At 29.6% G+C, this 24,916-nt stretch carries 25 protein-coding genes; 11 read left to right on the top strand and 14 right to left on the bottom strand.

Annotated features, from left to right (window positions below; translation table 11 throughout):
- Positions 1-184 precede the first annotated feature (184 nt).
- A complete protein-coding gene (htpG, locus tag Q0L44_RS09780; RefSeq protein ID WP_296637969.1) occupies positions 185-2,095 on the bottom strand; it encodes a molecular chaperone HtpG in 1,911 nt (636 codons plus the stop codon).
- Between the two features lie 175 nt (positions 2,096-2,270).
- Here htpG and Q0L44_RS09775 point away from each other — a divergent pair, with 175 nt between their 5' ends.
- The 3 genes from Q0L44_RS09775 to Q0L44_RS09765 all read left to right on the top strand — a co-directional run bounded on the left by Q0L44_RS09775 (position 2,271) and on the right by Q0L44_RS09765 (position 4,688).
- On the top strand, positions 2,271-3,278 hold the full coding sequence (locus Q0L44_RS09775) for a beta-ketoacyl-ACP synthase III (protein WP_296637967.1): 1,008 nt from the start codon (positions 2,271-2,273) through the stop codon (positions 3,276-3,278).
- Between the two features lie 180 nt (positions 3,279-3,458).
- Positions 3,459-4,274 (top strand): GLPGLI family protein, encoded by an 816-nt coding sequence (locus Q0L44_RS09770; RefSeq protein ID WP_296637966.1) that lies wholly within the window; start codon positions 3,459-3,461, stop codon positions 4,272-4,274.
- A gap of 48 nt (positions 4,275-4,322) precedes the next feature.
- Complete coding sequence (locus Q0L44_RS09765; protein WP_296637964.1) at positions 4,323-4,688, top strand: CoA-binding protein; 366 nt, start codon at positions 4,323-4,325, stop codon at positions 4,686-4,688.
- Between the two features lie 12 nt (positions 4,689-4,700).
- Here Q0L44_RS09765 and Q0L44_RS09760 read toward each other — a convergent pair whose 3' ends face one another.
- Genes Q0L44_RS09760 through pyrR form a run of 5 tightly spaced genes read right to left on the bottom strand, consistent with a single transcriptional unit; the run spans position 4,701 to position 7,756 of the window.
- Positions 4,701-5,618: a ribonuclease Z gene (locus Q0L44_RS09760; protein ID WP_296637962.1), complete on the bottom strand. Its 918-nt coding sequence runs from the start codon at positions 5,616-5,618 to the stop codon at positions 4,701-4,703.
- Positions 5,615-5,923: a T9SS type A sorting domain-containing protein gene (locus Q0L44_RS09755; RefSeq protein ID WP_296637960.1), complete on the bottom strand. Its 309-nt coding sequence runs from the start codon at positions 5,921-5,923 to the stop codon at positions 5,615-5,617. The genes Q0L44_RS09760 and Q0L44_RS09755 overlap by 4 nt, the downstream gene beginning before the upstream one ends.
- A gap of 26 nt (positions 5,924-5,949) precedes the next feature.
- The gene (locus Q0L44_RS09750) at positions 5,950-6,282 is read right to left on the bottom strand and encodes a hypothetical protein (protein WP_296637958.1); all 333 of its coding nucleotides are present in this window, start codon (positions 6,280-6,282) and stop codon (positions 5,950-5,952) included.
- A 3-nt stretch (positions 6,283-6,285) separates the two neighbouring features.
- Positions 6,286-7,215 carry an aspartate carbamoyltransferase catalytic subunit gene (locus tag Q0L44_RS09745; protein ID WP_296637956.1) on the bottom strand — a complete coding sequence of 310 codons (930 nt, stop codon included), beginning with the start codon at positions 7,213-7,215 and terminating at the stop codon, positions 6,286-6,288.
- A gap of 1 nt (position 7,216) precedes the next feature.
- Positions 7,217-7,756 carry a bifunctional pyr operon transcriptional regulator/uracil phosphoribosyltransferase PyrR gene (pyrR, locus tag Q0L44_RS09740; RefSeq protein ID WP_296637954.1) on the bottom strand — a complete coding sequence of 180 codons (540 nt, stop codon included), beginning with the start codon at positions 7,754-7,756 and terminating at the stop codon, positions 7,217-7,219.
- A 191-nt stretch (positions 7,757-7,947) separates the two neighbouring features.
- Between pyrR and Q0L44_RS09735 the strand changes: the two genes are divergently transcribed.
- Positions 7,948-9,315 carry a tetratricopeptide repeat protein gene (locus Q0L44_RS09735; RefSeq protein ID WP_296637952.1) on the top strand — a complete coding sequence of 456 codons (1,368 nt, stop codon included), beginning with the start codon at positions 7,948-7,950 and terminating at the stop codon, positions 9,313-9,315.
- A gap of 14 nt (positions 9,316-9,329) precedes the next feature.
- On the opposite strand, the gene Q0L44_RS09730 is transcribed toward Q0L44_RS09735, so the two are convergent.
- Positions 9,330-10,178, bottom strand: a complete 849-nt coding sequence (locus tag Q0L44_RS09730) for a DUF2911 domain-containing protein (protein WP_296637950.1) — start codon at positions 10,176-10,178, stop codon at positions 9,330-9,332.
- A 108-nt stretch (positions 10,179-10,286) separates the two neighbouring features.
- On the opposite strand from Q0L44_RS09730, the gene Q0L44_RS09725 reads away from it, so the two are divergent.
- A complete protein-coding gene (locus tag Q0L44_RS09725; RefSeq protein ID WP_296637948.1) occupies positions 10,287-11,048 on the top strand; it encodes an NAD-dependent epimerase/dehydratase family protein in 762 nt (253 codons plus the stop codon).
- Here the strand turns inward: Q0L44_RS09725 and gldG are convergent.
- Genes gldG through Q0L44_RS09705 form a run of 4 tightly spaced genes read right to left on the bottom strand, consistent with a single transcriptional unit; the run spans position 11,045 to position 14,573 of the window.
- A complete protein-coding gene (gene gldG, locus Q0L44_RS09720) occupies positions 11,045-12,685 on the bottom strand; it encodes a gliding motility-associated ABC transporter substrate-binding protein GldG (protein WP_296637947.1) in 1,641 nt (546 codons plus the stop codon). The genes Q0L44_RS09725 and gldG overlap by 4 nt on opposite strands.
- Positions 12,678-13,397 carry a gliding motility-associated ABC transporter permease subunit GldF gene (gldF, locus tag Q0L44_RS09715; protein ID WP_296637945.1) on the bottom strand — a complete coding sequence of 240 codons (720 nt, stop codon included), beginning with the start codon at positions 13,395-13,397 and terminating at the stop codon, positions 12,678-12,680. The genes gldG and gldF overlap by 8 nt, the downstream gene beginning before the upstream one ends.
- 9 nt (positions 13,398-13,406) lie before the next feature.
- A complete protein-coding gene (locus Q0L44_RS09710) occupies positions 13,407-13,703 on the bottom strand; it encodes an antibiotic biosynthesis monooxygenase family protein (RefSeq protein ID WP_296637942.1) in 297 nt (98 codons plus the stop codon).
- Between the two features lie 9 nt (positions 13,704-13,712).
- On the bottom strand, positions 13,713-14,573 hold the full coding sequence (locus Q0L44_RS09705) for an SAM-dependent chlorinase/fluorinase (RefSeq protein WP_296637941.1): 861 nt from the start codon (positions 14,571-14,573) through the stop codon (positions 13,713-13,715).
- Between the two features lie 127 nt (positions 14,574-14,700).
- Here Q0L44_RS09705 and Q0L44_RS09700 point away from each other — a divergent pair, with 127 nt between their 5' ends.
- The 5 genes from Q0L44_RS09700 to Q0L44_RS09680 all read left to right on the top strand — a co-directional run bounded on the left by Q0L44_RS09700 (position 14,701) and on the right by Q0L44_RS09680 (position 20,184).
- The gene (locus Q0L44_RS09700; protein ID WP_296637939.1) at positions 14,701-15,654 is read left to right on the top strand and encodes a PhoH family protein; all 954 of its coding nucleotides are present in this window, start codon (positions 14,701-14,703) and stop codon (positions 15,652-15,654) included.
- 117 nt (positions 15,655-15,771) lie between these two features.
- Positions 15,772-18,354, top strand: coding sequence for a T9SS type B sorting domain-containing protein (locus tag Q0L44_RS09695; protein ID WP_296637937.1), 2,583 nt, complete (start codon positions 15,772-15,774; stop codon positions 18,352-18,354).
- A gap of 45 nt (positions 18,355-18,399) precedes the next feature.
- Positions 18,400-19,344: a phosphoribosylaminoimidazolesuccinocarboxamide synthase gene (locus Q0L44_RS09690; protein ID WP_296637935.1), complete on the top strand. Its 945-nt coding sequence runs from the start codon at positions 18,400-18,402 to the stop codon at positions 19,342-19,344.
- A complete protein-coding gene (locus Q0L44_RS09685; RefSeq protein WP_296637933.1) occupies positions 19,344-19,826 on the top strand; it encodes a hypothetical protein in 483 nt (160 codons plus the stop codon). Before Q0L44_RS09690 ends, Q0L44_RS09685 begins: the two co-directional genes overlap by 1 nt.
- Complete coding sequence (locus tag Q0L44_RS09680; protein WP_296637931.1) at positions 19,819-20,184, top strand: glyoxalase; 366 nt, start codon at positions 19,819-19,821, stop codon at positions 20,182-20,184. Before Q0L44_RS09685 ends, Q0L44_RS09680 begins: the two co-directional genes overlap by 8 nt.
- 214 nt (positions 20,185-20,398) lie before the next feature.
- On the opposite strand, the gene Q0L44_RS09675 is transcribed toward Q0L44_RS09680, so the two are convergent.
- The 3 genes from Q0L44_RS09675 to Q0L44_RS09665 form a co-directional block, all read right to left on the bottom strand.
- Positions 20,399-20,800, bottom strand: coding sequence for a fasciclin domain-containing protein (locus Q0L44_RS09675; RefSeq protein ID WP_366085434.1), 402 nt, complete (start codon positions 20,798-20,800; stop codon positions 20,399-20,401).
- 282 nt (positions 20,801-21,082) lie between these two features.
- Positions 21,083-21,880, bottom strand: a complete 798-nt coding sequence (locus Q0L44_RS09670) for a tellurium resistance protein TerC (RefSeq protein WP_296637930.1) — start codon at positions 21,878-21,880, stop codon at positions 21,083-21,085.
- 88 nt (positions 21,881-21,968) lie between these two features.
- Entirely contained in the window at positions 21,969-22,742 is a 774-nt protein-coding gene (locus tag Q0L44_RS09665) for a sulfite exporter TauE/SafE family protein (RefSeq protein WP_296637928.1), read from the bottom strand.
- 225 nt (positions 22,743-22,967) lie between these two features.
- Here Q0L44_RS09665 and acs point away from each other — a divergent pair, with 225 nt between their 5' ends.
- Positions 22,968-24,875, top strand: a complete 1,908-nt coding sequence (gene acs, locus Q0L44_RS09660) for an acetate--CoA ligase (RefSeq protein ID WP_296637927.1) — start codon at positions 22,968-22,970, stop codon at positions 24,873-24,875.
- Positions 24,876-24,916 lie beyond the last annotated feature (41 nt).

Genomic DNA, 24,916 nt, shown 5'->3' with positions numbered 1-24,916 from the left:
ATCTACATTATGACTTGTGTCAACTTCAGGGAGTTGCTTTGTATGGACTATTTTAATTATTGTTTTAAATTATATTTCTAATTTACAAAATTCAGTTTAGAACAAAATGTTTATCAATTGAATACAAAATAAAAACCTCTCTATTTTCACAGAGAGGTTTTATAAGTTATAGGTAATATTACCACTATTTAATCAATTCGTAAGAACGTTTGATAAAGTTAGTTAACTCTTCACCATGTAAAAGGTTTTGAGATAATTTAGCTAAATCAAAAGCTTGAGAGATTAAACGAGATTGTTTTTTCTCTGTTTTTGTATTTAAGATCTCTGAAATTAAAGGACTATTTGTATTTACAACTAAGTTATACATGTTTGGGAGATTACCCATTCCCATCATTCCTCCACCTCCAGAAGCTTGCATTTCTTTCATTCTACGCATAAATTCTGGTACTGTAATTATAAATGGAGAAGAACTAGAATCCATTGATTCTAATTGAACAGTGTACGTTTCTTTAGGGACAGCAGCTTCAATAATAGGCTTCAATTTGTCTTTTTCTTCATCAGATAATTTAGAAATAACATTTTCATCTTTCTTAATTAAATTATCTATGAAATCTGCATCTACTCTTGTAAACTTCACTTTAGCATCTCCACCTTCTAATTTTTGCATTAAGTGCGAAATAATTGGTGAGTCTAAAAGTAAAACTTCATAACCTTTAGCAGTAGCTTCTTGAATGTAACTGTGTTGTGCATCTTTATTAGAAGCATATAAAATTACATGGTTACCATCTTTATCTGTTTGAGCATCTTTGGTTTTTTCTATTAACTCATCAAACGTAAAGTAAGAATCAGCAACTGTTGGGTATAGGGCAAATTTCTTAGCTTTATCGAAGAATTTATCTTCAGACAACATTCCATACTCAATAATTACTTTAATATCATTCCATTTTTGCTCAAAATCTGCTCTGTCTTTTTTGAATAAAGAAGCTAATTTATCTGCAACTTTCTTAGTAATGTAACCAGAAATCTTTTTTACAGCGCCATCTGCTTGTAAATAAGAACGAGATACATTTAAAGGAATGTCTGGAGAATCAATAACACCTTTTAGCATTTGTAAAAAGTCTGGTACAATACCTTCTACATTATCAGTTACAAATACTTGGTTTTGATATAATTGAATTTTATCCTTCTGCATATCTAAGTTTTGAGACAACTTAGGGAAGAATAAGATACCTGTTAAATTAAAAGGATAATCTACATTTAAGTGGATATGAAATAATGATTCTTCAAATTGCATTGGATACAATTCTCTGTAGAAGTTATCATAATCACCTTTTTCTAAATCAGCTGGTTTTTTAGTCCAAGCCGGGTCTGTGTTATTGATAATATCATCAACTTCAATTTGTCTGTGAGGTTCAGTAGTTTCTTTACCTTCAGCATCTTTTGTAGTTTGTGGTTCGTGAGTTGGATCGTTTACTTTTTTAGTTCCAAATTTAATTGGTACTTGGTTAAAACGATTGTACTTTGTTAATAAACCTCTAATTTTACCTTCTTCTAAAAACTCTGTAGAATCTTCTGCAATGTGTAAAACAATCTCTGTTCCTCTGTCAGACTTGTCATGCTCTACTAAAGTATATTCAGGAGACCCATCACATGTCCAATGTGCAGCTGGTGCATCTTTAAAAGATTTTGTAAAAATTTCTACTTTATCTGCTACCATAAATGCCGAATAAAAACCTAAACCAAAGTGTCCAATTACACCAGTTTCGTTTTTATCGTCTTTGTACTTATCTAAAAACTCCTCAGCCCCAGAGAATGCAATTTGGTTAATGTATTTTTCAACCTCATCTTCAGTCATTCCTAAACCTTGATCTTTTATAGTTAAGGTTTTGGCATCTTTATCAATGCTGATTTCAATTTTAGCATCACCCAATTCAGTTTCTGCTTCACCTATAGAAATGAGGTGTTTTAATTTTGTGGTAGCATCAGTTCCGTTAGAAATCAACTCTCTTAAAAAGATTTCATGATCAGAATACAAGAATTTCTTAATCAGTGGAAAAATATTATCTACTGATACATTAATATTTCCTTTACTCATAATTTATAATTATTTATTTTTATTTTCTGTTTTACTATAGTCAAAAAAAATACCAAATTTGTTATTATGACAAGATGACATAGTAATCTAAATTTTAAGATATCGTTTATAAATTGAAAATTCACTATTTTTGCTTACTGTTACTAACAAATAATTAAAATTAGCACTTTAAAATATGTATAATTCAAAAATTATTGGTTTAGGTTATTATGTTCCAGAAAACGTTGTTACCAATAATGACTTAAAGGAATTTATGGATACCTCAGATGAATGGATTCAGGAAAGAACAGGTATTAAAGAACGTAGATGGATAGATCCTAAATCTGGAGACAATACTTCTTCAATGGGTGCTAAAGCATCTAAAGTAGCGATAGAGAGAGCTGGTTTAACCAAAGATGATATAGACTTTATTGTATTTGCAACTTTAAGTCCAGATATGTATTTTCCAGGAGGTGGTGTTCGTGTGCAAGATATGTTAGATATGCCTAATATTGGTGCATTAGATGTTAGAAATCAATGTTCTGGATTTATATATGCTATGTCTGTTGCAGATCAGTTCATAAAAACAGGAATGTATAAAAATATTTTAGTCATTGGTGCTGAAAATCATTCTGGTGGTTTGGAAAAATCTACTAGAGGTAGAGGTGTCACTGTTATTTTTGGAGATGGGGCAGGAGCAGCAGTTTTATCTAGATGTGAAGAAAAAGGAAAAGGTATTTTATCGTCTCACTTACATTCAGAAGGGAAACACGCAAGAGAGTTAATGTTAGATGGTCCTTCAACTGGTAGATGGGTACCGGAAATTATTGCAGAGAACGATCCTGAAGATCAATCTTACTTTCCCTATATGAACGGTCAGTTTGTTTTTAAACATGCTGTAGTTCGTTTCTCTGAGGCTATCGTAGAGGGTTTACAAGCTAATAATTTGCAGAAAGAGGATATAGATATGCTAATTCCTCATCAGGCAAACTTAAGAATAGCTCAATTTATTCAGAAGAAATTCCAATTAGCAGATGAAAAAGTACACAACAATATTCAGAAGTATGGTAATACAACTGCTGCTTCTGTAATTATTGCATTAACTGAAGCATGGGAGCAAGGTAAAATTAAAGACAATGATTTAGTTGTTTTAGCTGCTTTTGGTAGTGGTTTTACTTGGGGTTCTGTTGTAATTCGTTGGTAGTATTCACAATATATAAAATTAGAAGACTTGCTAAAAGCAAGTCTTTTTTGCTTTATACATTGTCATAACAGTTTTTTTAGTCAGTTAAATAACCTTAAAGTATTGTTAATTAAATTTCTAAAATCATTAAATGTTTAATATTTTAATAAATTTGTTAAACAAATTGTAAATTTATCAATCATGAAAATTTTTAAATCAATAACAGTTAGCCTATTTTTTCTTTGTTTTTTAGTAACAAATACAAGCGCTCAAAAGTTAAGTGGTAAAGCTACTTATATTTCTAAATCTAAAATGGAATTAGGAAATTGGGGAGCTAGAATGAGTGAGGCACAAAAGAAACAAGTAGCTAACAGGTTAAAAAATAGATTAGAAAAAACATACGAATTAACATTTACTACAACTGAATCTTCATTTGTAGAAGAAGAAAAGATTGATGCTATATCTGGTGCCACAGATTCTTGGGGTGCGTATTTTACTCGTGGAGATCACTATAAAAATATTTCAAATAACAAATTAGTACAAAGTCAAGAATTTTATGGAAAACGTTTTTTAATAAAGGATGATTTGTATAAAGTCAATTGGACTATTGGTAGTGATTCAAAGAAAATTGGAGATTATACATGCTATAAAGCCAAAGCATTTGTGCCTTATTCTGAGTTAAACTGGTATAATTTTTCTTGGGGAGATTTAAGAAATAATGATAAGAATGAGGATGAAATAGAAGAGAATTTAGTTGTTGTAGAGGCTTGGTATACTCCACAGATTCCAATGGCTCAAGGTCCTGCAGAATTTTGGGGCCTTCCAGGGTTAATTTTAGAAGTAAGTGCTCAAAACACCACATTATTGTGCACAGAAATAGTGTTAAACAAAGAAGATAAATTAGAGATCGATTTACCTGATAATGGTAAAGAAATTACTAAAGTTGATTATACAAAAACCATTAGAGAAAAAATGGTAGAAATGAGAAATAATAGAATGGGTAGAAGAAGAGGGTAATCCTTTTATGTTTTATAGAATTATTGTTTCTTATAGAAAAAGAAGATTATGAAAGGAAAGAAAACATTAGTTGTTGGTGCGTCATTAAATCCTAATAGATATTCTAATATCGCTATAAAAAGGCTTAAAGACAAAGGTATAGAAACTGCTGCTATTGGTCTGCGAGAAGGAAAAGCATTTAATGTAGTTATTGATACAGACAGAAAGAATTTTGAAGATATCAATACTGTTACACTTTACCTTAACAAAAAAAGACAAGAAGAGTATTATGATTATATTCTTGGTTTAAAACCGAAAAGAGTGATTTTTAATCCAGGTACAGAAAACACAGAGTTTGTAAAGTTGTTGAAAGAAAATAAGATAGATTCAGAGATAGCATGTACTTTGGTTTTGCTTTCTACAAATCAATATTAATAAACTTTTAGATTATTGCATTGTAAATAATTTGCCAGGTATTGCCAGTTCTGTATTCTCAAAAATCTCTTGGGCTTCTTCTTGAAATAAAGAAATGTCTTTATATCTTCCTGAGTAATGACCAATAATTAATTTTTTAGCTTTCGCAGCTTTAGCAATTTCTGCGGCTTGTTTAGAAGTTGCGTGTTTGGTTTTTTTAGCTAAATCTTCTCTATCTGCTAAAAATGTAGCTTCATGATACAGTAAATCTACATCTTTGATGATAGGAACGATATCTGGTTTATACATTGTGTCACTACAAAAAGCAAAACTTAATGCCTTTTTTGGAGGGAGAGTTAGTTCATTATTAGGTATTATTTCTCCTGTAGATAAAGTAATATCTTTTCCTGCTTTAATATTTAAATAATCTGCTCTTCCAATCTCTTCATAATTACCAATATTTCCCATATGAAGCTTTTTGGGCTTTTCCTTCTCATTAAATAAGTAACCATTTGTATAAATTCTATGATTTAATGGAATTGTCTTTACAGAAACTTTTTCATCTTCAAAAATAAGCTCACTTTTTGTAGAGGATAATTCATGAAATACAATCTTATATTTAGCATGAGATTTGGAGATTTTTAGTTGCAATAAGGTAACTTCTTTAATTCCTTTTGGCCCATATATGTGTAAATCTTTTTCTCTGCTTAAAATTCCATAAGTAGATAATAAACCTACTAATCCGTAAAAATGGTCACCATGTAAATGAGAAATAAATATATGATCAATTTTAGACAAACCAACCTTATACTTTCTCATTTGACGTTGAGTTCCTTCTCCACAATCTATTAAAAAGTGACGATTGTTAATTTCTAAATACTGAGATGTTGGGTATGCATTTACACGTGGAGTTGCAGAATGACAACCTAATATAGTTAGGTTTAAACTCATTTAATAACAAAACGTTTAGATATAATTTCTTTTTTATCTCTTATACTATAGATATAAATACCAGTTGCTAAATCATCTTTATAAAAAGCTAAATTATTTTTACCGATTTTTGTAGTATATTCTTTTTTAAAAACAATTTTTCCCAAAACATTTATTACGTTCAATGTAATTTTTGAATTACTCGTAGCATTAATAGTAATGTTGGTAGAAGTTGTAAACGGATTTGGAGCGGCAGACAGTTTTTCAATCGATTTTGATTGAGAAAAACCAATTGCTGGAAAAGTTAAAAATAAAGTAAAAAACATTTTTTTAGCATATAATTTATGAGATGTTAAAAACCTAATTCCCTTTCCATAGCTTCCATATCTAAAATATCTTCAGCTTCTATTAACGTGGGTACAATGTTAAAATCTTCTGGATAATCATCTGCATTTATGTTTTTATAAACTAATACTAATGATGTGCCAAGTTCTTTTTTGTGTGCTGCCGTTCCCAAAAATAATAAAAAATCATCTTTTTCTCTCTTAAAATTTTCAGAAAACATTACAATGATGTCCTGAGTTTTTAAATCGTCTACCTCGTTATTAAGTTTTTCAATAAGAGGCTCAAGTTTTTTTTCATCAGAATGAATTAAAGTATATTTAGATTTTTGATCTACCTTCATGATCTACCTCTTAATTTGTTGTGCTAATAAATAGATTACAGCCATTCTTACTGCAACTCCATTTTCTACTTGATTTAAAATTATAGATTGATCCGAATCTGCCACATCACTAGTAATTTCTACACCTCTGTTTATAGGTCCTGGATGCATGACGACTATTTTTTTACCAAGATTGTCTAAGATTTCTTTATTAATTCCAAAAAGTTGAGTATACTCTCTAGTTGATGGGAAATATTTGATATCCATCCTTTCATGTTGCACTCTTAAAACATTCGCAACATCACACCATTCTAATGCTTTTTTAAGGTTGGTTTCTACTTCTACGCCTAAACTTGCTATATGTTTTGGAATTAAGGTTGTGGGTCCGCAAACTTTTACTTGAGCACCTTGTAATTGTAGTGCAAAAATGTTAGAAAGTGCTACTCTAGAATGTAAAATATCTCCTACAATAACAATTTTTTTGCCTTTTACAGAACCTAATTTTTCTCTAATTGAGTACGAATCTAATAAAGCTTGTGTAGGATGTTCATGTGTTCCATCTCCTGCATTTATAATTTTTGCATTTACATGTTTTGATAAGAAAACACCTGCACCCACATTACCATGACGCATAACTACAATATCTACTTTCATAGATAAGATATTGTTTACTGTATCTATTAATGTCTCTCCTTTTTTTACTGAGGATTGCCCAGCAGAAAAATTAATTATGTCTGCAGAAAGTCTTTTTTCTGCAAGTTCAAAAGATAACTTTGTTCTTGTACTATTTTCGAAAAATAAATTGGCAATAGTAATATCTCTTAAAGATGGTACTTTTTTAATTGGCCTATTGATTACCTCTTTAAAATGATCTGCAGTTTTAAAAATCAAATCAATATCATTGGCATTTAAATATTTAATCCCTAAAAGATGTTCTACACTTAATTGATCCATATTACCTCTGTTCTATATAAACTGCGTCTTTTTTGTGTGTTTCTTTCCAAGTTACTAAAACTTTTTCTTCATTAATAGCATCTACTTGTCTTCCCCTATAATTGGGTTGAATGGGTAAGTGTCTGCTAAATCTTCTATCTATAAGTACTAAAAGTTCTATTTTTTTTGGCCTTCCATAAGATTGCAGGGCAGTTAATGCAGAACGTACACTTCTACCTGAATACAATACATCATCTATAATTACTACTTTTTTATCTTCTATTAAAAAATTAATTTCTGTAGAGGTAGCTGCTAAAGGTGCATTTCTTCTCCTAAAGTCGTCTCTGAAAAAGGTAATATCTAAAAGTCCTGATTCTAATTTTTTTATGTTATAGTCTTTTTGGAGCAGATTAGATAATCTTTTTGCTAGGTAAGAACCTCTTGGTTGTAAGCCAATTAAAACAGTTTCTGTAAAATCATTGTGATTTTCAATTAGCTGACAAGCCAATCTATGCAGAATAATTTCAATATCTTTTGAGTTAAGTAGCGTTATTTTGCTCATAAGAATGCTATCAAATTTTGGTTGATAGTTATCGACAATCAAAATTAACGTAAATATATGTATGAGCAAAATTTAAAGTACGTAAATGCAATATTGAGTTTGTTAATTAAATTGTTGAAAACAAAACCATTTTTTTTTATTGTTACTTATTAGATATAGTACATTTAATTAATAATTCAAATCTCATAGCTATGTCTTTAGTAAAATTTGAATCGATGCTTAAAACCAACAATATATATTTTTTTGATTTGGTTGAATTTGAGGAGATTATCTTCCATTACATGGATGCAGGAAAACATTCTTTGGCTAAAAAAGCAGTAAAGTTAGGCTTAGAGCAGCATCCAGAATCTGTAGACTTAAAATTACTAAAAGTAGAACTATTCATTTTTGAAAATGATTTAGAGGGTGCTTCAGAGTTATTGCAAAAAATTGAAGTTGTAGCTCCCAACAATGACGAAGTTTTTATTCAACAGGCTTCAATTGAATCTAAGGTAGGGAAACACAAGGAAGCAATAGATAACTTAAATAAAGCTTTAATTTTTACAGATGATAAAGCAGATGTATGGAGCCTGATGGGTATGGAGTATTTGTATCTAGATGATTTTAAGAACGCAAGATCAATTTTTAAGTTATGTATTGATGAAGATATTGAAGATTATGCTGCCCTATATAATATTGTGTATTGTTTTGATATGCAAAAAGAGCATCAGCAAGCTATAGAATACTTAATAAGTTATATTAATTTAAACCCATACTGCGAAGTTGCTTGGCATCAATTAGGAAGACAGTATTTTGTATTAAACCAATTTAAAGAAGCATTAAAAGCTTTTGATTATGCAGTTCTTATTGATGAATCCTTTATAGGAGGTTATTTAGAAAAAGCAAAAACCCTCCAAGAATTAGGAGAATTCAAAGAAGCTATAGAAAATTATTTAATAACTTTAGAACTAGACGATCCGACTGCATTTGCTTACGAAAGGGTAGGTGAGTGCTATGAAAGGTTAAAAAATTACGAAGTAGCTATTTCATATTATAAAAAAGCAGTTCACGAAGATCCATTGTTAGATAGGGGTTGGGTTTTATTAACAAATCTTTACTATTACGAAAAAGATTACGAAAAAGCCTCTTATTACATTTCTAAAGCTTTAAAGATAGACGACCAAAACCCATTGTATTGGAAAAGATATGCAGAAATAAAAGTTAAACTAAATTTTTATGAAGAAGCAGTTACTGGTTTTGAAAATTGTCTCGAATTTAATAACAATGAGCTAGAAGTATATATTGCGTTAACAGATGTATTATCTTTTTTAGGAGCTTTTGATAAAGCTATCTATATACTTTTTAAGGCTCAAAAAATTTATAAAAATTCTGCTGAAATAGAGTACAGGCTCTCAGGGTTGTACTTTATATTAAACAAGAAAAAATATGGATTTAATCATTTAATATTGGCTTTAAAAATTGATTACGATTATCATATTATTTTAGATGAACTATTTCCTAATGTTTTTGAGGATACTAAAGTAAAAGCACTACTTACAAATTATAAAAAAAACATTTGAATATATCTATTAAATTATATTGCTCCCCATTCTTTTAAAGAAGTCTTGTTCATTTTTACATAACCCATATTTCCTGCTTCTTTTGCATATTTTAAAGACTTTTTTGCAGCAGCAATTGCACTTTTTGTTTTTCCTGCTTTGGCATGAATTAAAGATTGCTGACGTAAATACCAAAATCTAGGTTTTGCAGATGTCATTTCTACAGCTTTATCAATCCACTCTTGTGCCTGATTAATATCTTTATCTGCCTGTAAATAATAAACAGCAGCACCATACATGTCATTTGCAGATGGTCCTGACATTATTTTCGAAATGCTATTAGAAACCATTTTGTCTGTAGGAACCTCAAATTTAAAAGGTATATAGACGTTTTCCCACATAATTCCTAAAACAGCAGAATTATTAGTTAAATCATCAAAAGTAATGGTAAACGTTTCAATGTCCATAGGCATTTCTATAGGCGTAACTCTTACTTTAACAGCTACTTTACTTTCGTCCCATTTTGCAGGATTTCCCCAATTTGTAGCATCAGAATATAACACTATATCCCAAGTGTTTTTACCGGGAATTGTATATAAGGCATAAGTCCCTTTTTTAACCATATTTCCATCAACCATAAAGTCAGTAGAAAAAGTTAATTTGGTGTTTTCGTTGGCGCCTGTTCTCCAAACTTTTCCGTAATCTTCTAATCCTCCAAATATTTTTCTTCCCTTCATACTTGGTCTAGAGTACTCAACAGTAACATCTGTTAAGCCTACTTTTTGTTCAGTTTTTTGAAATGGACTTGGAGCTGGGGTTTCAATCTGTGCATTTAAAGCAAATGTGATTGTAGCTACAAAGAAAGTCAACATAATTTTTTTCATAATATATTTTATTTTTATTTTATCAAAATTACGACTTCAAAAAACGCTTATTGTTAACAAAACCTTAAAATGAGCATTGTATATTTGTAGAATATATATTTAATATTAATGAGAAATATAAGTATTTTAGGGTGTGGCTGGCTAGGAAAGCCATTGGCTTTATCTTTTTTAGAGGATGGTTTTTCTGTAAAAGGTTCTACAACTTCAGAAAGTAAAATAGAGAATTTAGAGCAGCAAAATATAGAAGCACATTTGTTAAATATCTCAGAAAATGAAGAGTTTGATTTGTTTTTAGCATCAGATATTTTAATAGTAGCCATTATTTCTAAAGACATTGATGGTTTCGAAAATTTAATTTCTCAAATCAATAATTCATCAATTCAGAAAGTGATTTTTATCAGTTCAACTTCTGTTTATGGTAAATTTAATAAAGTAATTACGGAAGAAGACTCTACACTACAAACACCATTAACTGAGATAGAGAGTTTGTTTTTAAAAAGTGATTTTTTTGAAACTACCATTATTCGTTTTGCAGGTTTATTTGGTGGTGATAGGCATCCATCAGACTGGTTTAAAGGAGGTAGAAAAATTCCTCAACCAAAAGGATATATAAATATGATTCACAGAGAAGATTGTATTGAAATTATTCATGAAGTCATTCATCAAAATGCTTGGAATCAGGTTTTTAATGCTTGTGCAGATCATCATCCAACTAGAAGAGAGTTTTATACGTTAGCCAAACTGAGTAAAGGCTTTGATGTGCCAGAGTTCGAAAATAATGAGAGTTACGAATGGAAAATTATCTCTTCAAAAAAAATACAAGAAACCTTAAATTATGAGTTTATTCATAATGATTTATTAGCAATCTAAGTGTATTTTCTTTTACGTAAATAGTTAAGTACTACACCAAAAATAACTAAAATAACTAAAGGTAAAATTACGTTTAAGAATTGCCAATAAGTTCTTTCTTTATAGGCTTTTTGCTTATCTAAAGTGTTTATTTTTAATGTTTTATTTCTTAAATTTATTAAACCAGAATCGTCTAATAAATAATCTATAGCATTCATTAAGAAGTCTTTATTTCCAAATTCTTGATTTGTCCATTTATCTCTAGATAAATCTGTAGGTTGCCCTTTTAAAATTTGATTTTTTGCAATATCACCATCAGAAATTACAATCATTTTATTCTGGGTTGCATTTGCTTTATAATTGTTTGATTTAAAGGGTTTTACTCTGTTTTTATAGGCAGATTTAAAATTACCCTCTAATAAAACTGCAAATAACTGATTTCCTGCGGCATAATCTTCTTCCTTAGGTTCTTCTGCAATAGATTGTAATTCAATTATTGATGGTGTACCCACTTTTCTAGTTAATGAAGAACTTACTAAAAGAGGTGTTTTTTTAATATCATTTTTTAAAGTGTCTATTTGATTTGCAAATTGCAAACGCACATTACCCACATTTTTTGTTATAGGGTGATAAGGATTACCTAAAACTAAAGGATGGTAAAACCAATCTAAATTTTGATATTGAGTTTGATTGCCAATATTTCCTGTAGCCAATGGAATTTGTGCGGCATATAAATCTTTTACTAAAGTTGTATTTATTCTTACTCCATAAGAAAATAATAAATCTGTTATGTTTAAATCTCTTGGGTAAGCCAACATTTTACCTGTAGCTAACAAACTGTCTTGATCTGCTTGTACATTATCTAACATCCAAAGTGTTTTACCACCATTTGTAATGTATTGATCTAAAGTAAATTTTTCTGCTCCTGTAAATTTTTGTGTTGGTTTTGTAATTATGGCTAAATCTATAGAAGTTAAATCTTGCAAAGTTTGCTGAGGATTTGAAGCTACAGAATCTAAAGGAAATTTTGTTAATCTATATTTTTTAGAAACTTCACTCAAAAAGCTATATTGATAAATATCTTGCAATTGTCCATTTCCTGTAAGCAGCACTACATTTTTTTGTTTTTCTTTTAAAATACTATTTGTAGCAGATAAAAAACTGTATTCTAAATTCTCAATAGCCTTTTGAAGCTGTTCTTCTTGGTTAGCAACAATGGTTGTAGGTAAGAGTGAAACAACCCTAGTTTTATTATCAAAATTAAGTTCAGCCCAAGGAAAAATAATAGCTTCAGATAATTTACCATCTTCTTCTACTGAAAGTTGGCTTGGCATCATGCCTTTTTTAATTAGAGCTTCTCTTCGATCATCAGGATTTTCGAAATGAATTTTTATCAGACTATTTTCTGCAGCCAATTCTTCTAAAAACTGTCTAGTTTCAATTTGTAATCTTTTAAATTCTGATGGAAAATCGCCTTCTAAGTAAACAGTGATAAAAAGTGTTTTTTTTACTTCTGATAAGATTAATTTTGTGGTTTCTGAAAGTGTATATCTTTTATCTGCAGTTAAATCGAATCTTTTATAAAATGACTGATTTGTTACGTTTAAAATGATTAAACCTATACATAAACCAGCTATATATTTTATGTTCTTATTCATTATCTAAACGTGTTTTAGTAATGAATAAAAAGAAAAATGTAACACTTAAAAAGTAAACAATATCTCTAGTGTCAATAATACCTCTAGATATACTTTTAAAATGTTCGTTAATACCCAATTGCTGAATTGCAAAACTGTTTCTGCTAAAAGATGTTGCAATTGCATCAAACCCATAAAAAAGAATAAACGTTATAAATAAACTTAAGACAAAAGCTACAATTTGATTTTTTGATAATGTTGATGTAAATAAACCAACAGCTGTGTAAGTAGATGCTAAAAAAAGTAAACCTAAATAAGAACCAATAGTGCTTCCAAAATCAATGTTACCTACAGGGTTACCTAATTTATAGACTGTATATGCGTAAATTAATGTAGGTATAACACTAATAATAACAAGTAAGATAGATCCAAAAAACTTACCAAAGATAATTTGCCAATTAGAAATAGGGTTAGTTTTCAAAAGTTCTATTGTGCCAGTGCTATATTCGTCTGCAAAACTTTTCATAGTTATAGCAGGTATTAAAAATAAAAATACCCAAGGGGCTAAATTAAAAAAAGGAGTTATATCTGCAAAACCTGCATTTAAAATGTTAAAATCATCATTAAAAATAAATAAGAATAAACCATTAATTAGTAGGAAAACACCAATTACTAGGTATGCAATTGGGCTTGCAAAAAATGAAATAAATTCTTTTTTAAAAATTGCTAGCATATACTTTTATTAGGGTAAACTTACTTTCTTTGTGACACTCCAAGCTTCTGGTTTCTCATTAAAATAACCTTTAGTTTGTTGCCAAGTTTTTTTAAAAAAATCTGATTTTCTGTAACGTTCTAAATCACTTTCGTTATTCCAGTAAGAATAGGTGAAAAAGATTTCTGGATTGTTTTTATCTTGATACAGTTCTAGCAATTCACAACCTTGACTATTCCTTATTTTTAGTTTTTTTTCTTCAAACATTGTTCGAAATTCTTCAATATACCTTGAGTGTAAACTCATTTTTACAATTCTAACAAGCATATTTTAGGTTTATGTTAATGGTGTAAACTCTGGTTTATATTCATTGAAAAATTCAATAATTATAGCATCTCTATACGCTAGTCCTAGTAATGTAGAGGCACCACCTACAGAAGTTAAATCACTTTTATAAACAGCTATTTCTAAAAGTCCTGCAGAATTAAATAATGTTAATTTATTACCATCAAATTGTCTGCTAGTTTTAGTGTTGCTCTCTACAATATCGTTGTATTTGTTATACATTTTATCAAAAGTATAACTTGATGCATTTATTTTAAAAGGCCTTCCTTTCCCTACCTCATTAAACATTTTTCTGCTAATATTAGAAATTACATTTCCATAATTATCTATATACAATACGCCCCCAATAATTTGTGTTTGAGCTTGATTTACTTTTGGTTGTATTTCAGTCAGTTTTTTATAATTTCTAACTTCCTTTCCTATAACTGTTAAATTTCCTCCTCTTGCAATAAAACAAGCAACTTGTACAAATACATCTAAGACAGGAAAACTACTTTCTACTCTATCATGTATATTTATCTCTACTATTTTTGTTGGCTGAATTTCAGATGCAATCATAGAAATAATACCATTATCTGGGCAAACAAAGTAATGGTTGTCTAAAGCTATTGCAATGTGCTTATTATCTGTGCTTAATTCTGAATCTACTCCTACAATATGAATGGTGCCTTCTGGAAAACTCCTGTATGCGTTTTTTAAAATATATGCAGTTTCAGTAATGTTAAAAGGTGTTATTTGGTGAGTAATATCTACAATTTTTGCGTCTGCAAGTTCACTATAAATAGCTCCTTTAACTGCACCTACAAAGTGGTCTTTAGTTCCAAAATCTGTTGTTAATGTTATAAAAGACATTAATTATAGCTGTTAATTAATTGTGTAAAAGTTCTTTATTACTTAACGCAAATCTAATAAATTTACTACTTTAAATTACTACATTTAATTTAATAATTCTTACTAATATTCTATAAAACTTAAACATTTGAACGAACGCATCATAGAGTTAACAGAAATAGATCCTAAAGATTTTTTTGGGACTCAAAATAGCACAGTAGAACAGTTAAAAAAATATTTTCCTAAAATTAAAATTGTTGCAAGAGGGGCAAAGTTAAAGATATTTGGAGAATCTGAGATTTTAGATGAATTTGAAGTTCGTTTTAATCGTTTGGTAAAGTATTTTGATAGATACAATAAATTAGACGAAAATAGCATAGAACGAATTTTGACATCTACAGGGAGTGATGAAAAGAATACTTCGAATAAAAATACCAAAGACGTTTTAGTGCATGGAGTAAATGGAAAATTAATTAAAGCACAAACAGAAAATCAACGCAAAATGATTTCTTTGATGCAAAAAAATGATATGCTTTTTGCAGTAGGTCCAGCAGGTACAGGAAAAACGTATACTGCAGTGGCGTTAGCTGTGAAAGCATTGAAAGAGAAAGAAGTGCGACGTATTATATTAACTAGGCCAGCTGTAGAATCTGGAGAAAATTTAGGGTTTTTACCTGGTGATTTAAAAGAGAAATTAGATCCATATATGCAGCCTTTATATGATGGTTTAAGAGATATGATACCTCATGAAAAGCTAGAATCTTATCTAGAAAAAGGGATTATACAAATCGCACCATTAGCCTTCATGAGAGGTAGAACTTTAGATAATGCTTTTGTAATTCTAGATGAAGCTCAGAATACAACTCATAACCAAATGAAAATGTTTTTAACCAGAATGGGTAAAAGTGCTAAATTTATTATCACAGGAGATCCTGGGCAAATAGACTTACCAAGAAAACAGGTTTCTGGTCTAAAGGAATCTTTATTAGCTTTAAAAGATATAGATGGTATCGCACAAGTATATTTAGACGATAAGGATGTTGTAAGACATCGTTTAGTAAAACGAATCATAAAAGCCTATAAGAGTATAGAAACAGAATAAATCAAAATAGTATCTGTTGATTTACTTTTTTTAACAGTATAATTTTTGATTTAGATATTCAGAAAGTTTATTTTTACTACATTTCTATTGTATATGAGGGTTTTTGTGTTTTTTTTTATGCTTACATTTTGCTTTTTAGCAAAAGCACAGTGCCCAAATGGAAACCAAGATCATTATTTATCTTCACAGGAAAGAGTAGACGCTTTTGTGGCTGCATATAGTGGGTGTCAAAGGATTGAAGGAAATATAGACATTGTAGCAGGGTTAGTAGGAACTGAAGATACTGGAGAAGTACAAACTCCTATTACAGATATTACAGGTTTGTATTTTCTTAAGGTTATTAATGGAGATTTAAGAATATCTGTAGATGTAGAAGAATTAGATGGTTTTAATAACCTGACCGATGTTAATGGAGATTTTGTTATAACAAGTTCAAATTCTCTTATCAAAATTAGTGGCTTTAATAACCTGCTTAATGCAAGAAATGTTACTATTGCTTTAAATCCTGTTTTAACAGATGTTAGCGGTTTCAGAAGTTTAATTAAGGTTTTTAAAAGTCTAGAAATTGGTGATAGTCCTGGTATTCAAAACATAACAGGATTCGAAAACTTACAAACAATTGGAGGCGAACTAAATATTAGTAAAAACCCTGTATTAAAAACTATTCCCTCTTTTAATAATTTAGAAACCATTGGAGACGATTTAAATTTAACTTCGAACCCTATTTTAGAAGAAGCAATTGGTTTCGGAAAATTAGTATCTATTGGAAATGATTTAAATATCGAAAATGTAAAAATTATTAGAGGATTTCAACAACTCAGAACCATAGAACGTTTTTTCGATATTCGAGGAAATGGTGTTGAAGAATTACCTAGTTTTCCTTTATTGGAGATTGTTGGTGCTGCATTTAGGATAGAAAGCACTAGTGTAAGAGCTATTGCAGGCTACAACTCATTAAAAAGTGTTGGTGAGCAATATTTTTTAGAAGACTGGTTTATAGTAAGTAATAACAGACTCTTAAGCTCTGTAATAGGTTTTGGACAATTCGAAAAAGTAGAGGGTAATGTAGAGGTTCAAAATAATCCTTTATTAAGTGATTGTTCTTGGCTTTGTAACATTATTAATAACGGTGAAATTACAGGTGCTTTAACAATTCAAAATAATTTAGGGAATTGCATAAATAGTTTAAAGGTAATTTTAATTTGTGATATAGACTTTGATGACGACACTATTGCGAATGTTGTAGATTTAGATGATGATAATGATGGTGTCTTAGATGTTTTGGAAGGTGATGGAACTAAGGATACTGATAAAGACGGGTACCCTGACTCTATGGATTTAGATAGTGATAATGATGGTTGTTTTGATGTTCTAGAGGCTGGTTTTGAAGATCCAAATAATGATGGTGTGCTAGGAGATCTTCCAAATGATGTTGATTTTAATGGTTTGATAATTAATGAAACTACAGGCTATACTGATCCTGCAGACAGAAATAGCAATAGTTTATTCGATTTTCAAGAACTTAATATACCAAGTCCTGGTAAAAACAATAGAGTGGAATTATGTAAAAATTCAGATAACATAGATCTTTTTGATATCCTTTTAGGATCTCCAGATCCTGGAGGTACTTGGTCGCCCTCTTTAAAGTCAGGAACAGGTGTTTTTAATGTAAAAGAAGATAGAGATGGTGTTTATACGTATAAACATACTGACCCTGTATGCGGAAACTTAACTGCAGAAGTTAAAGTTGTTTTTTCTTCTGAATTAGATCCTGGGTTAGATTCAGAAGTAGTAATCTGTGATGGAGTTGTAGAACTTAACCTTTTTGAAGCGATTAACGGTAATCCATCTCCAAACGGATTTTGGTCACCAGAGTTGGCTAGCGGGACTAATATTTATAATAAAAACCTAGATATTGCAACATCCTATAATTATGTTTTGGTAGACAGAGAGTGTGGTACTTTGCAATCAAAAGTTACAATAATAGAATCTACAGAACCAAATAGTGGATTAAACGGAGTATTAGAAATTTGTGAATTTGCAGATCAAGTTAATTTATTTGATTATTTAGAAGGTACACCAGATATGGGAGGTTCTTGGAGTCCTAGTTTATTAAATGACTTGTTTAATCCAAGTATTAATAATTCAGGTATATACACTTACACTATTGATAATGGTCCTTGTGGTAGAGCTACCTCAACTGTAAATGTAGAAGTAGTAAGAAACTCTGAATTAAATAATGTTAGAATTCAGGTAAATGATTTTTCATCCACTAATAACTCTATAGAAGTTTTTGTTTTTTCTAAAAGAGCTTACGAATATTCTTTAGATGGTGTTACGTATCAATTAGATCCAGTTTTTAATAATGTTTCTGGTGGTACCCAAATGGTTTTTGTGAGAGGTATTGATGGTTGTGAATTTTATAATGAAGAGGTTTTTGTAAGAACCTATTCCTCATTTTTTACGCCGAATAACGATGGCAAAAATGATTTTTGGAGGTTAAAAGACTTTCCAGATATTAATTACACTATTTTCATTTATTCTAGATTTGGTAGGCTTATTAAAATTGTAAGTAGTGCCACAGGTTTTTGGGATGGTAAAGAAAATGGAAAAGAAATTCAATCCTCAGATTATTGGTTTAAAGTTATTACAGAATCAGGAGAAGTGTTACATGGTAATTTTTCTTTATTAAGAAAATGATATCCTAAAAATTAAACTTATTTTTGTACAAAATAACAACACCCTATGAACACAATTAACGAAACTAACTTTGAGTTTCCAGGTCAAAAATCAATATATAAAGGTAAAGTAAGAGAAGTTTATAATATCAATAATGACCTTTTGGTGATGATTGCAACAGATAGACTTTCTGCTTTTGATGTTATTTTACCAAAACAAATTCCTTTTAAAGGCCAAATTTTAAATCAAATAGCTACTAAAATGATGAATGATACATCAGACATTGTTCCTAATTGGTTAATTGCAAATCCAGATGAGAATGTAGCTGTTGGTCATTTGTGTGATCCGTTTAAATTAGAAATGGTTATTAGAGGTTATTTATCTGGTCATGCAGCTCGTGAATATAAAGCAGGTAAACGTACTTTGTGTGGAGTAGAAATGGTAGATAATTTAAAAGAGAATGATAAATTTCCAACGCCAATAATAACGCCATCTACCAAAGCAGATAATGGAGATCATGATGAAGATATTTCTAGAGATGCAATTTTAGCAAACGGAATTGTTTCTGAAGAAGACTACTTAGTTTTAGAAGATTACACTAGAAAATTATTTAAAAGGGGTTCTGAAATTGCTGCTAAAAGAGGTTTAATCTTAGTAGATACTAAATACGAATTTGGTAAAACCAAAGAAGGTAAGATTGTTTTAATAGATGAAATTCATACTCCAGATTCATCTCGTTATTTTTATGCAGATAGTTATCAAGAGAGACAAGATAATAATGAAGCTCAAAAGCAACTCTCTAAAGAATTTGTGCGTCAGTGGTTAATAGAAAATGGATTTCAAGGCAAAGAAGGACAAACTATACCAGAAATGTCTGATGAGAAAATTATTGAGATTTCTAATAGATATATTGAGTTGTTTGAACAAATTACTGGTGAGCAATTTGTTAAGGCACAAACAGAAAATGTATTAGATAGAATAGAAAAAAATGTATTAGATTTTCTTTCTTAATGAAGGCAAGTACTATAAAACAACTTAAAGACGAATTGTCTCATAAAAGTGCTCAAGAGCTAAAAGATTTATGTTTACAATTGGCAAGATTTAAACTTGAAAATAAAGAATTGCTAACCTATTTGTTGTTTGAAGCCAATGATGAAGATCAGTATATTGTTAATTGTAAAACTTTTATTGATATTCAATTTGTTGAAATAGGAACAAATAACGCTTATTATGTCAGAAAGAAGATTCGTAAAATACTTACATCGACTAAAAAACTAATCAGATTTTCTAAAAAGAAAGATACTGAAGCGCAAATTTTGCTTCATTTCTGTAAAAAGTTAAAAAATTACAACCCTTATTTTAAAAGGAGTAACCGATTACAAAACATTTTTCAAACTCAAATGAGAATGACAAGTAATGCAATTTTAAAGTTGCATGAAGATTTGCAATATGATTATCAGCAGGAATTAGATAATTTAATAGATAATGGCTAAAAAAAGACCAGAGTTAACTGGATTAATAAAACCTAATATTACACCAATAGAAGAGTTTCAAAATTTGGTAATTAGACCTATTATAAAAATGCAACACGATTTAATAGTTGCATTCTACAAACAAAATTTATTAAAAAGGAAAATAGATTTTAGTGCAATTAAAATTGAAAAAAAGAAAAGCACAATTAAAAATAATCTGCAAAAAGATGTTAGTTTTAATAAACAATTGCTAGGTAGTATCTTAGGACACTTTACTATTGAAGAGTATATTACTTATCTTATTAATGATTCTGAATATAATAGAAGAATAATTAATATAATTACAAAGCGATTACAAGATAGCATCTCTGAGCTTTAAAAAATAAAAACCGCTACTAAAAGTAGCGGTTTCAATCAATTAACCAAAAAACTTCTTTTATTAATAGTTTCGTTTTAGTTACGAAGTAACAAGAGAAGTATTTTTTTATATGTTTACCAAAACAATACATTACAAATATAAGATTATTCTGTTTAATAAAATGTTAAAATTAATAAACAATATGTTAAGTTTTGTAATGAATTTTATAAATACCTTATTTAGGCATTACTACTGAGTCAATTGCATGAATAACTCCGTTTGATGCATCAACATCTGTCATAACAACTGTAGAATTATCTCCTTTTTCATCAGTTAAAATTACATTTCTATTATTTAAAGATGCAGTAATCATAGCGACTTGTACAGTTTTAATCATGAATTTACCATTATTATCATTAATTGCCTTTATAACATCTGTTGCCATAAATTTCGCTGAAATTACATGGTATGTTAAGATAGATGTTAATGCTTCTTTATTTTCTGGTTTTAATAAAGTAGTAGCCGTACCTTCAGGTAATTTATCAAATGCTTCATTTACTGGTGCGAAAACTGTAAAATGACCATCACTATTTAAAGTATTAACTAAAGTTGTAAAGTTGTCATTAGAAGCAGCAATTGTTACAATTGTTTCTTTCTGTTCTACAACTTATTTTTTAGTTTCAACCTCTACTTCAGCTACTTTTATTTCTTCCTTTTTTGATGATATACAAAAGAAAGATAAAAATGTTACTGATAGAAAAGATGTAAGTTTAAACGCTAGTTTCATAATACGTTTTTTAGATTTACTACAAAGGTTAAGCATTGATTTACTAAAAATGTTTAATAAAATTATACATAAACTAAACAAAATATTTTCAGTCATAAAAAAAGCACTTCAAAAGAAATACTTTTACAATTTTTATTTTTCAGATTCTAGCAGCAGTTTCTTTTGATATCTTCCTTGCACAATATCCACAATAACCAAAATTGCAATAACATAGTAGAAAGTAGTTTTACTCATTGGCACAATTTCATTACCAAATAATTTTATATGAGCTAAATGTCCACCTTCAATAACTAACATTATACCTACAATAAAAAGAATGAATAAACCTAAAACTTCAAACATTCTGTTTTTAGCTAAGAAGGTTGATACTCTATCTGCAAGAAATAACATTAACAAACCACTTGCAACAATAGCTATTGCCATATTTATAAAGGCAGTTGTAGGGTTTTCAATTTCACTTGTTAGGCCAATTGCAGCTAAAATTGAATCAAAGGAAAAAACTAAATTCATGATAACAATACTTACAATTACTGCAATTGCTGTTTTCTTAGATTTACTGTTTACCATTTCTGAATTTTCTAAATCAGGTGTTCCAATCAAATGCCATATTTCTTTAATGGCTTTATAAATAATGAATCCACCTCCAATTAAAACAATAATATTATGCCTATTAAAAGCAAATTCTACTACATCTTTTATGCTTCCAGATAAAAAAGCAAATGGTTCTTGAAAATAATCAATAATAGATACTAATAGAAAAAACCATCCTATTCTTAGAGCAAAAGCAATTAGAATACCAACTTTACGTACTCGTTTTTGTTCTTCTAAAGGTGCTTTTTTAGATTCTAAAGAAATGTAAAGTAAATTATCAAAGCCAAGAACAGCTTGTAAAATTACTAGTATTAATAGTGTAAAAATATTTTCTGACATTGTTCATTTTTTAGCTGATTCTCCAAATATATTTCTTCAATAGGTATAAAAAAATCGTTATCCAAAATAATTTGAACTCAAATTAAAATTAGAAAATAAAATCATACAAAATTTTAAGTCCTACAAATGCTATAAGAACAGCAGTTGCTTTTTTAAATTGAATTTGTGTAAAAAAGTTATTGCTAATTCTACTTCCAATTTGGCCACCTACAAATACGATAATCAAAAGAATTGAAGTTAAATTCCAATCAATTTGAAAATCAGGATTTGATGTCTGTCCAATAAAACCTGCAATGGAATTTACAAAGATGAATACACTTGCTGTAGCTGCAATTTTTTTTGGAGAATCCCAATTGATAAGGTGTAATATAGGTGCCAAGAATATGCCTCCTCCAATACCAACTATTCCAGAAATAAAACCAATTAAACCACCAATTGCTCCATTTTTTTCGCTGTTGTTTTGTTTTACTGATTTGGTTGATGTTATTATTTTTTTAGAGATCCAAATGGTTATAGAAGCAAATATCAAAGTTATTCCAAGTAGAATAAAAAAGAAATTCTCACTAATTTTTAAGTAGCCTCCTAAATAAGCAAAAGGAATACTTAATAAAACAAGAGGTAGTATTTTAGGAATGTTTAATTCCTTTTTTTGATAGTAGATAAAGACATTTCCAGATACTACAACAATATTACAAAGCAAGGCAGTTGCTCTAATTTGCGTATAAGCGAGACTGGTTAAAGCCAAAATTGCTAAGTAACTAGAACCACCTCCAAAACCTACTGATGAGTATAAAATGGCTACAATAAAAAAAAGCAAAATAATATGCCAATTACTTATAATTAAGGTAATAATTAAATCCATATTCATAAGTAACAAATATATTATTCTCTATAAAATAAGCTGATCTATTCCTGTAAAATTTGCTTTTTAGCGATAATATACTGCTGTATGTAGAAAAAATTAAATCAAAAATAATTGGTTTGCTACATTAGAGATATATTTTATTATTTAAAATTAAGTAGCTAGAACTCTAAAAGAGAAAATAAATTTCTATTTTTATAAAGTTTTAAAACCTTCAAATCCATTATGAGTAACTACCATATTAAACATTTAGAAGAATATTTTCAAGTATATCGTAAATCTGTAAGAGAGCCAGAAAATTTTTGGAAAGAAATTGCCGAAGAACATTTTAGATGGCAAAAAAGATGGGGTAAAGTTTTAGATTGGGACTTTTCTAAACCAGAAATAAAATGGTTTGAAGGTGCAAAATTAAATATTACAGAAAACTGTATTGATAGGCATCTTGCCACGAGAGGAAATAAAACAGCTATTTTATTTGAGCCTAATGATCCAAATGAAGCAGCAGAACATATTACTTATAACGATTTACACAGTCGAGTAAATCAATTTGCAAATGTGTTAAAAGAAAATGGAATTCAAAAAGGAGACCGTGTTTGTATTTATGTACCAATGATTCCTGAATTGGCAATAGCAACTCTAGCTTGTGCAAGAATTGGAGCTATACACTCTGTAGTTTTTGCAGGTTTTTCCTCAAGAGCATTGGCAACAAGAATTAATGATTGTGATTGTAAGTTAGTGATTACTTCAGATGGGTCTTACAGAGGTTCAAAAATGATCGATTTAAAAGGGATTGTAGATGAAGCTTTAGAAAGCTGTGCTGCAGTAGAAACTGTTTTGGTTGCCAAAAGAATCAATTCAGATATCCAAATGAAAGAAGGACGTGATAAATGGTTACAGCCTTTATTAGACAAAGCATCAATTGAATGTGAAGCAGAAATAATGGATGCAGAAGATCCTTTATTTATTTTATACACTTCTGGTTCCACAGGAAAACCAAAAGGAATGGTCCATACAACTGCAGGTTATATGGTATATACTGCATATACCTTTAAAAACGCATTTCAATATAAAGAGAACGATGTATATTGGTGTACAGCAGATATTGGTTGGATTACTGGGCATTCATACATTGTTTATGGGCCATTAGCAAACGGAGCAACTTCTGTAATGTTCGAAGGTGTACCTAGCTATCCAGATTTTGGGCGTTTTTGGGAAATTGTAGAAAAACATAAAGTAAATCAATTTTATACTGCACCAACAGCAATTAGAGCCTTGGCAAAACATGGAACTGAATTAGTAGATAAATACGATTTATCTTCTTTAAAGGTATTAGGTTCTGTAGGAGAACCTATAAATGAAGAAGCTTGGCATTGGTATAATGATACTGTTGGAAAAAAGAAAAGTCCAATTATTGATACTTGGTGGCAAACAGAGACAGGAGGTATTATGATTACTCCTATTCCTTATGTAACGCCAACAAAACCAACCTATGCAACTTTACCTTTTATAGGAATTCAACCTTGTTTAATGGATGAAAATGGACAAGAATTAAAAGGCAATCAGGTAGAGGGTAGATTGTGTATAAAATATCCTTGGCCAAGTATGGCAAGAACAATTTGGGGAAATCATCAACGTTATAAAGAAACCTATTTTTCTGCTTACGAAAATAAATATTTCACAGGCGATGGCGCTTTACGAGACGAGGTAGGCTATTATAGAATTACGGGTAGAGTAGATGATGTAATTATTGTATCTGGGCATAATCTAGGAACTGCACCTATAGAAGACGCTATTAATGAGCATCCTGCTATTGCTGAGTCTGCTATTGTTGGTTTTCCTCACGATATTAAAGGGAGTGCTCTTTATGGTTACATTACTTTAAAAGATACTGGAGAAAGTAGAAAGCATGATAATTTAAGAAAAGAAATTAATCAGTTAATTTCAGATAGAATTGGGCCGATAGCTAAATTAGATAAAATTCAGTTTTCTGAGGGCTTACCAAAAACACGTTCAGGTAAGATTATGAGACGTATTTTACGTAAGATTGCCTCAAATGAAATGGATAATTTAGGAGATACTAGTACTCTTTTAAATCCAGAAGTTGTTCAAAATATTATTGACAACAGATTGTAATATTTTTTAAATGGATTACAAAAACTAAGTTTCTTAAAGGC

Origin of the sequence: Polaribacter sp., from assembly GCF_024639685.1 — a bacterium.
GTDB lineage: Bacteria > Bacteroidota > Bacteroidia > Flavobacteriales > Flavobacteriaceae > Polaribacter.
This window is presented reverse-complemented; position numbering and strand designations above follow the sequence as displayed.

Bases quoted from the DNA above. Each gene is read 5' to 3' on its own strand.
- htpG (WP_296637969.1), bottom strand. From the start codon at position 2,095: ATGAGTAAAGGAAATATTAATGTATCAGTAGATAATATTTTTCCACTG.
- Q0L44_RS09775 (WP_296637967.1), top strand. From the start codon at position 2,271: ATGTATAATTCAAAAATTATTGGTTTAGGTTATTATGTTCCAGAAAAC.
- Q0L44_RS09770 (WP_296637966.1), top strand. From the start codon at position 3,459: ATGAAAATTTTTAAATCAATAACAGTTAGCCTATTTTTTCTTTGTTTT.
- Q0L44_RS09765 (WP_296637964.1), top strand. From the start codon at position 4,323: ATGAAAGGAAAGAAAACATTAGTTGTTGGTGCGTCATTAAATCCTAAT.
- Q0L44_RS09760 (WP_296637962.1), bottom strand. From the start codon at position 5,618: ATGAGTTTAAACCTAACTATATTAGGTTGTCATTCTGCAACTCCACGT.
- Q0L44_RS09755 (WP_296637960.1), bottom strand. From the start codon at position 5,923: ATGTTTTTTACTTTATTTTTAACTTTTCCAGCAATTGGTTTTTCTCAA.
- Q0L44_RS09750 (WP_296637958.1), bottom strand. From the start codon at position 6,282: ATGAAGGTAGATCAAAAATCTAAATATACTTTAATTCATTCTGATGAA.
- Q0L44_RS09745 (WP_296637956.1), bottom strand. From the start codon at position 7,215: ATGGATCAATTAAGTGTAGAACATCTTTTAGGGATTAAATATTTAAAT.
- pyrR (WP_296637954.1), bottom strand. From the start codon at position 7,756: ATGAGCAAAATAACGCTACTTAACTCAAAAGATATTGAAATTATTCTG.
- Q0L44_RS09735 (WP_296637952.1), top strand. From the start codon at position 7,948: ATGTCTTTAGTAAAATTTGAATCGATGCTTAAAACCAACAATATATAT.
- Q0L44_RS09730 (WP_296637950.1), bottom strand. From the start codon at position 10,178: ATGAAAAAAATTATGTTGACTTTCTTTGTAGCTACAATCACATTTGCT.
- Q0L44_RS09725 (WP_296637948.1), top strand. From the start codon at position 10,287: ATGAGAAATATAAGTATTTTAGGGTGTGGCTGGCTAGGAAAGCCATTG.
- gldG (WP_296637947.1), bottom strand. From the start codon at position 12,685: ATGAATAAGAACATAAAATATATAGCTGGTTTATGTATAGGTTTAATC.
- gldF (WP_296637945.1), bottom strand. From the start codon at position 13,397: ATGCTAGCAATTTTTAAAAAAGAATTTATTTCATTTTTTGCAAGCCCA.
- Q0L44_RS09710 (WP_296637942.1), bottom strand. From the start codon at position 13,703: ATGCTTGTTAGAATTGTAAAAATGAGTTTACACTCAAGGTATATTGAA.
- Q0L44_RS09705 (WP_296637941.1), bottom strand. From the start codon at position 14,573: ATGTCTTTTATAACATTAACAACAGATTTTGGAACTAAAGACCACTTT.
- Q0L44_RS09695 (WP_296637937.1), top strand. From the start codon at position 15,772: ATGCTTACATTTTGCTTTTTAGCAAAAGCACAGTGCCCAAATGGAAAC.
- Q0L44_RS09690 (WP_296637935.1), top strand. From the start codon at position 18,400: ATGAACACAATTAACGAAACTAACTTTGAGTTTCCAGGTCAAAAATCA.
- Q0L44_RS09685 (WP_296637933.1), top strand. From the start codon at position 19,344: ATGAAGGCAAGTACTATAAAACAACTTAAAGACGAATTGTCTCATAAA.
- Q0L44_RS09680 (WP_296637931.1), top strand. From the start codon at position 19,819: ATGGCTAAAAAAAGACCAGAGTTAACTGGATTAATAAAACCTAATATT.
- Q0L44_RS09670 (WP_296637930.1), bottom strand. From the start codon at position 21,880: ATGTCAGAAAATATTTTTACACTATTAATACTAGTAATTTTACAAGCT.
- Q0L44_RS09665 (WP_296637928.1), bottom strand. From the start codon at position 22,742: ATGGATTTAATTATTACCTTAATTATAAGTAATTGGCATATTATTTTG.
- acs (WP_296637927.1), top strand. From the start codon at position 22,968: ATGAGTAACTACCATATTAAACATTTAGAAGAATATTTTCAAGTATAT.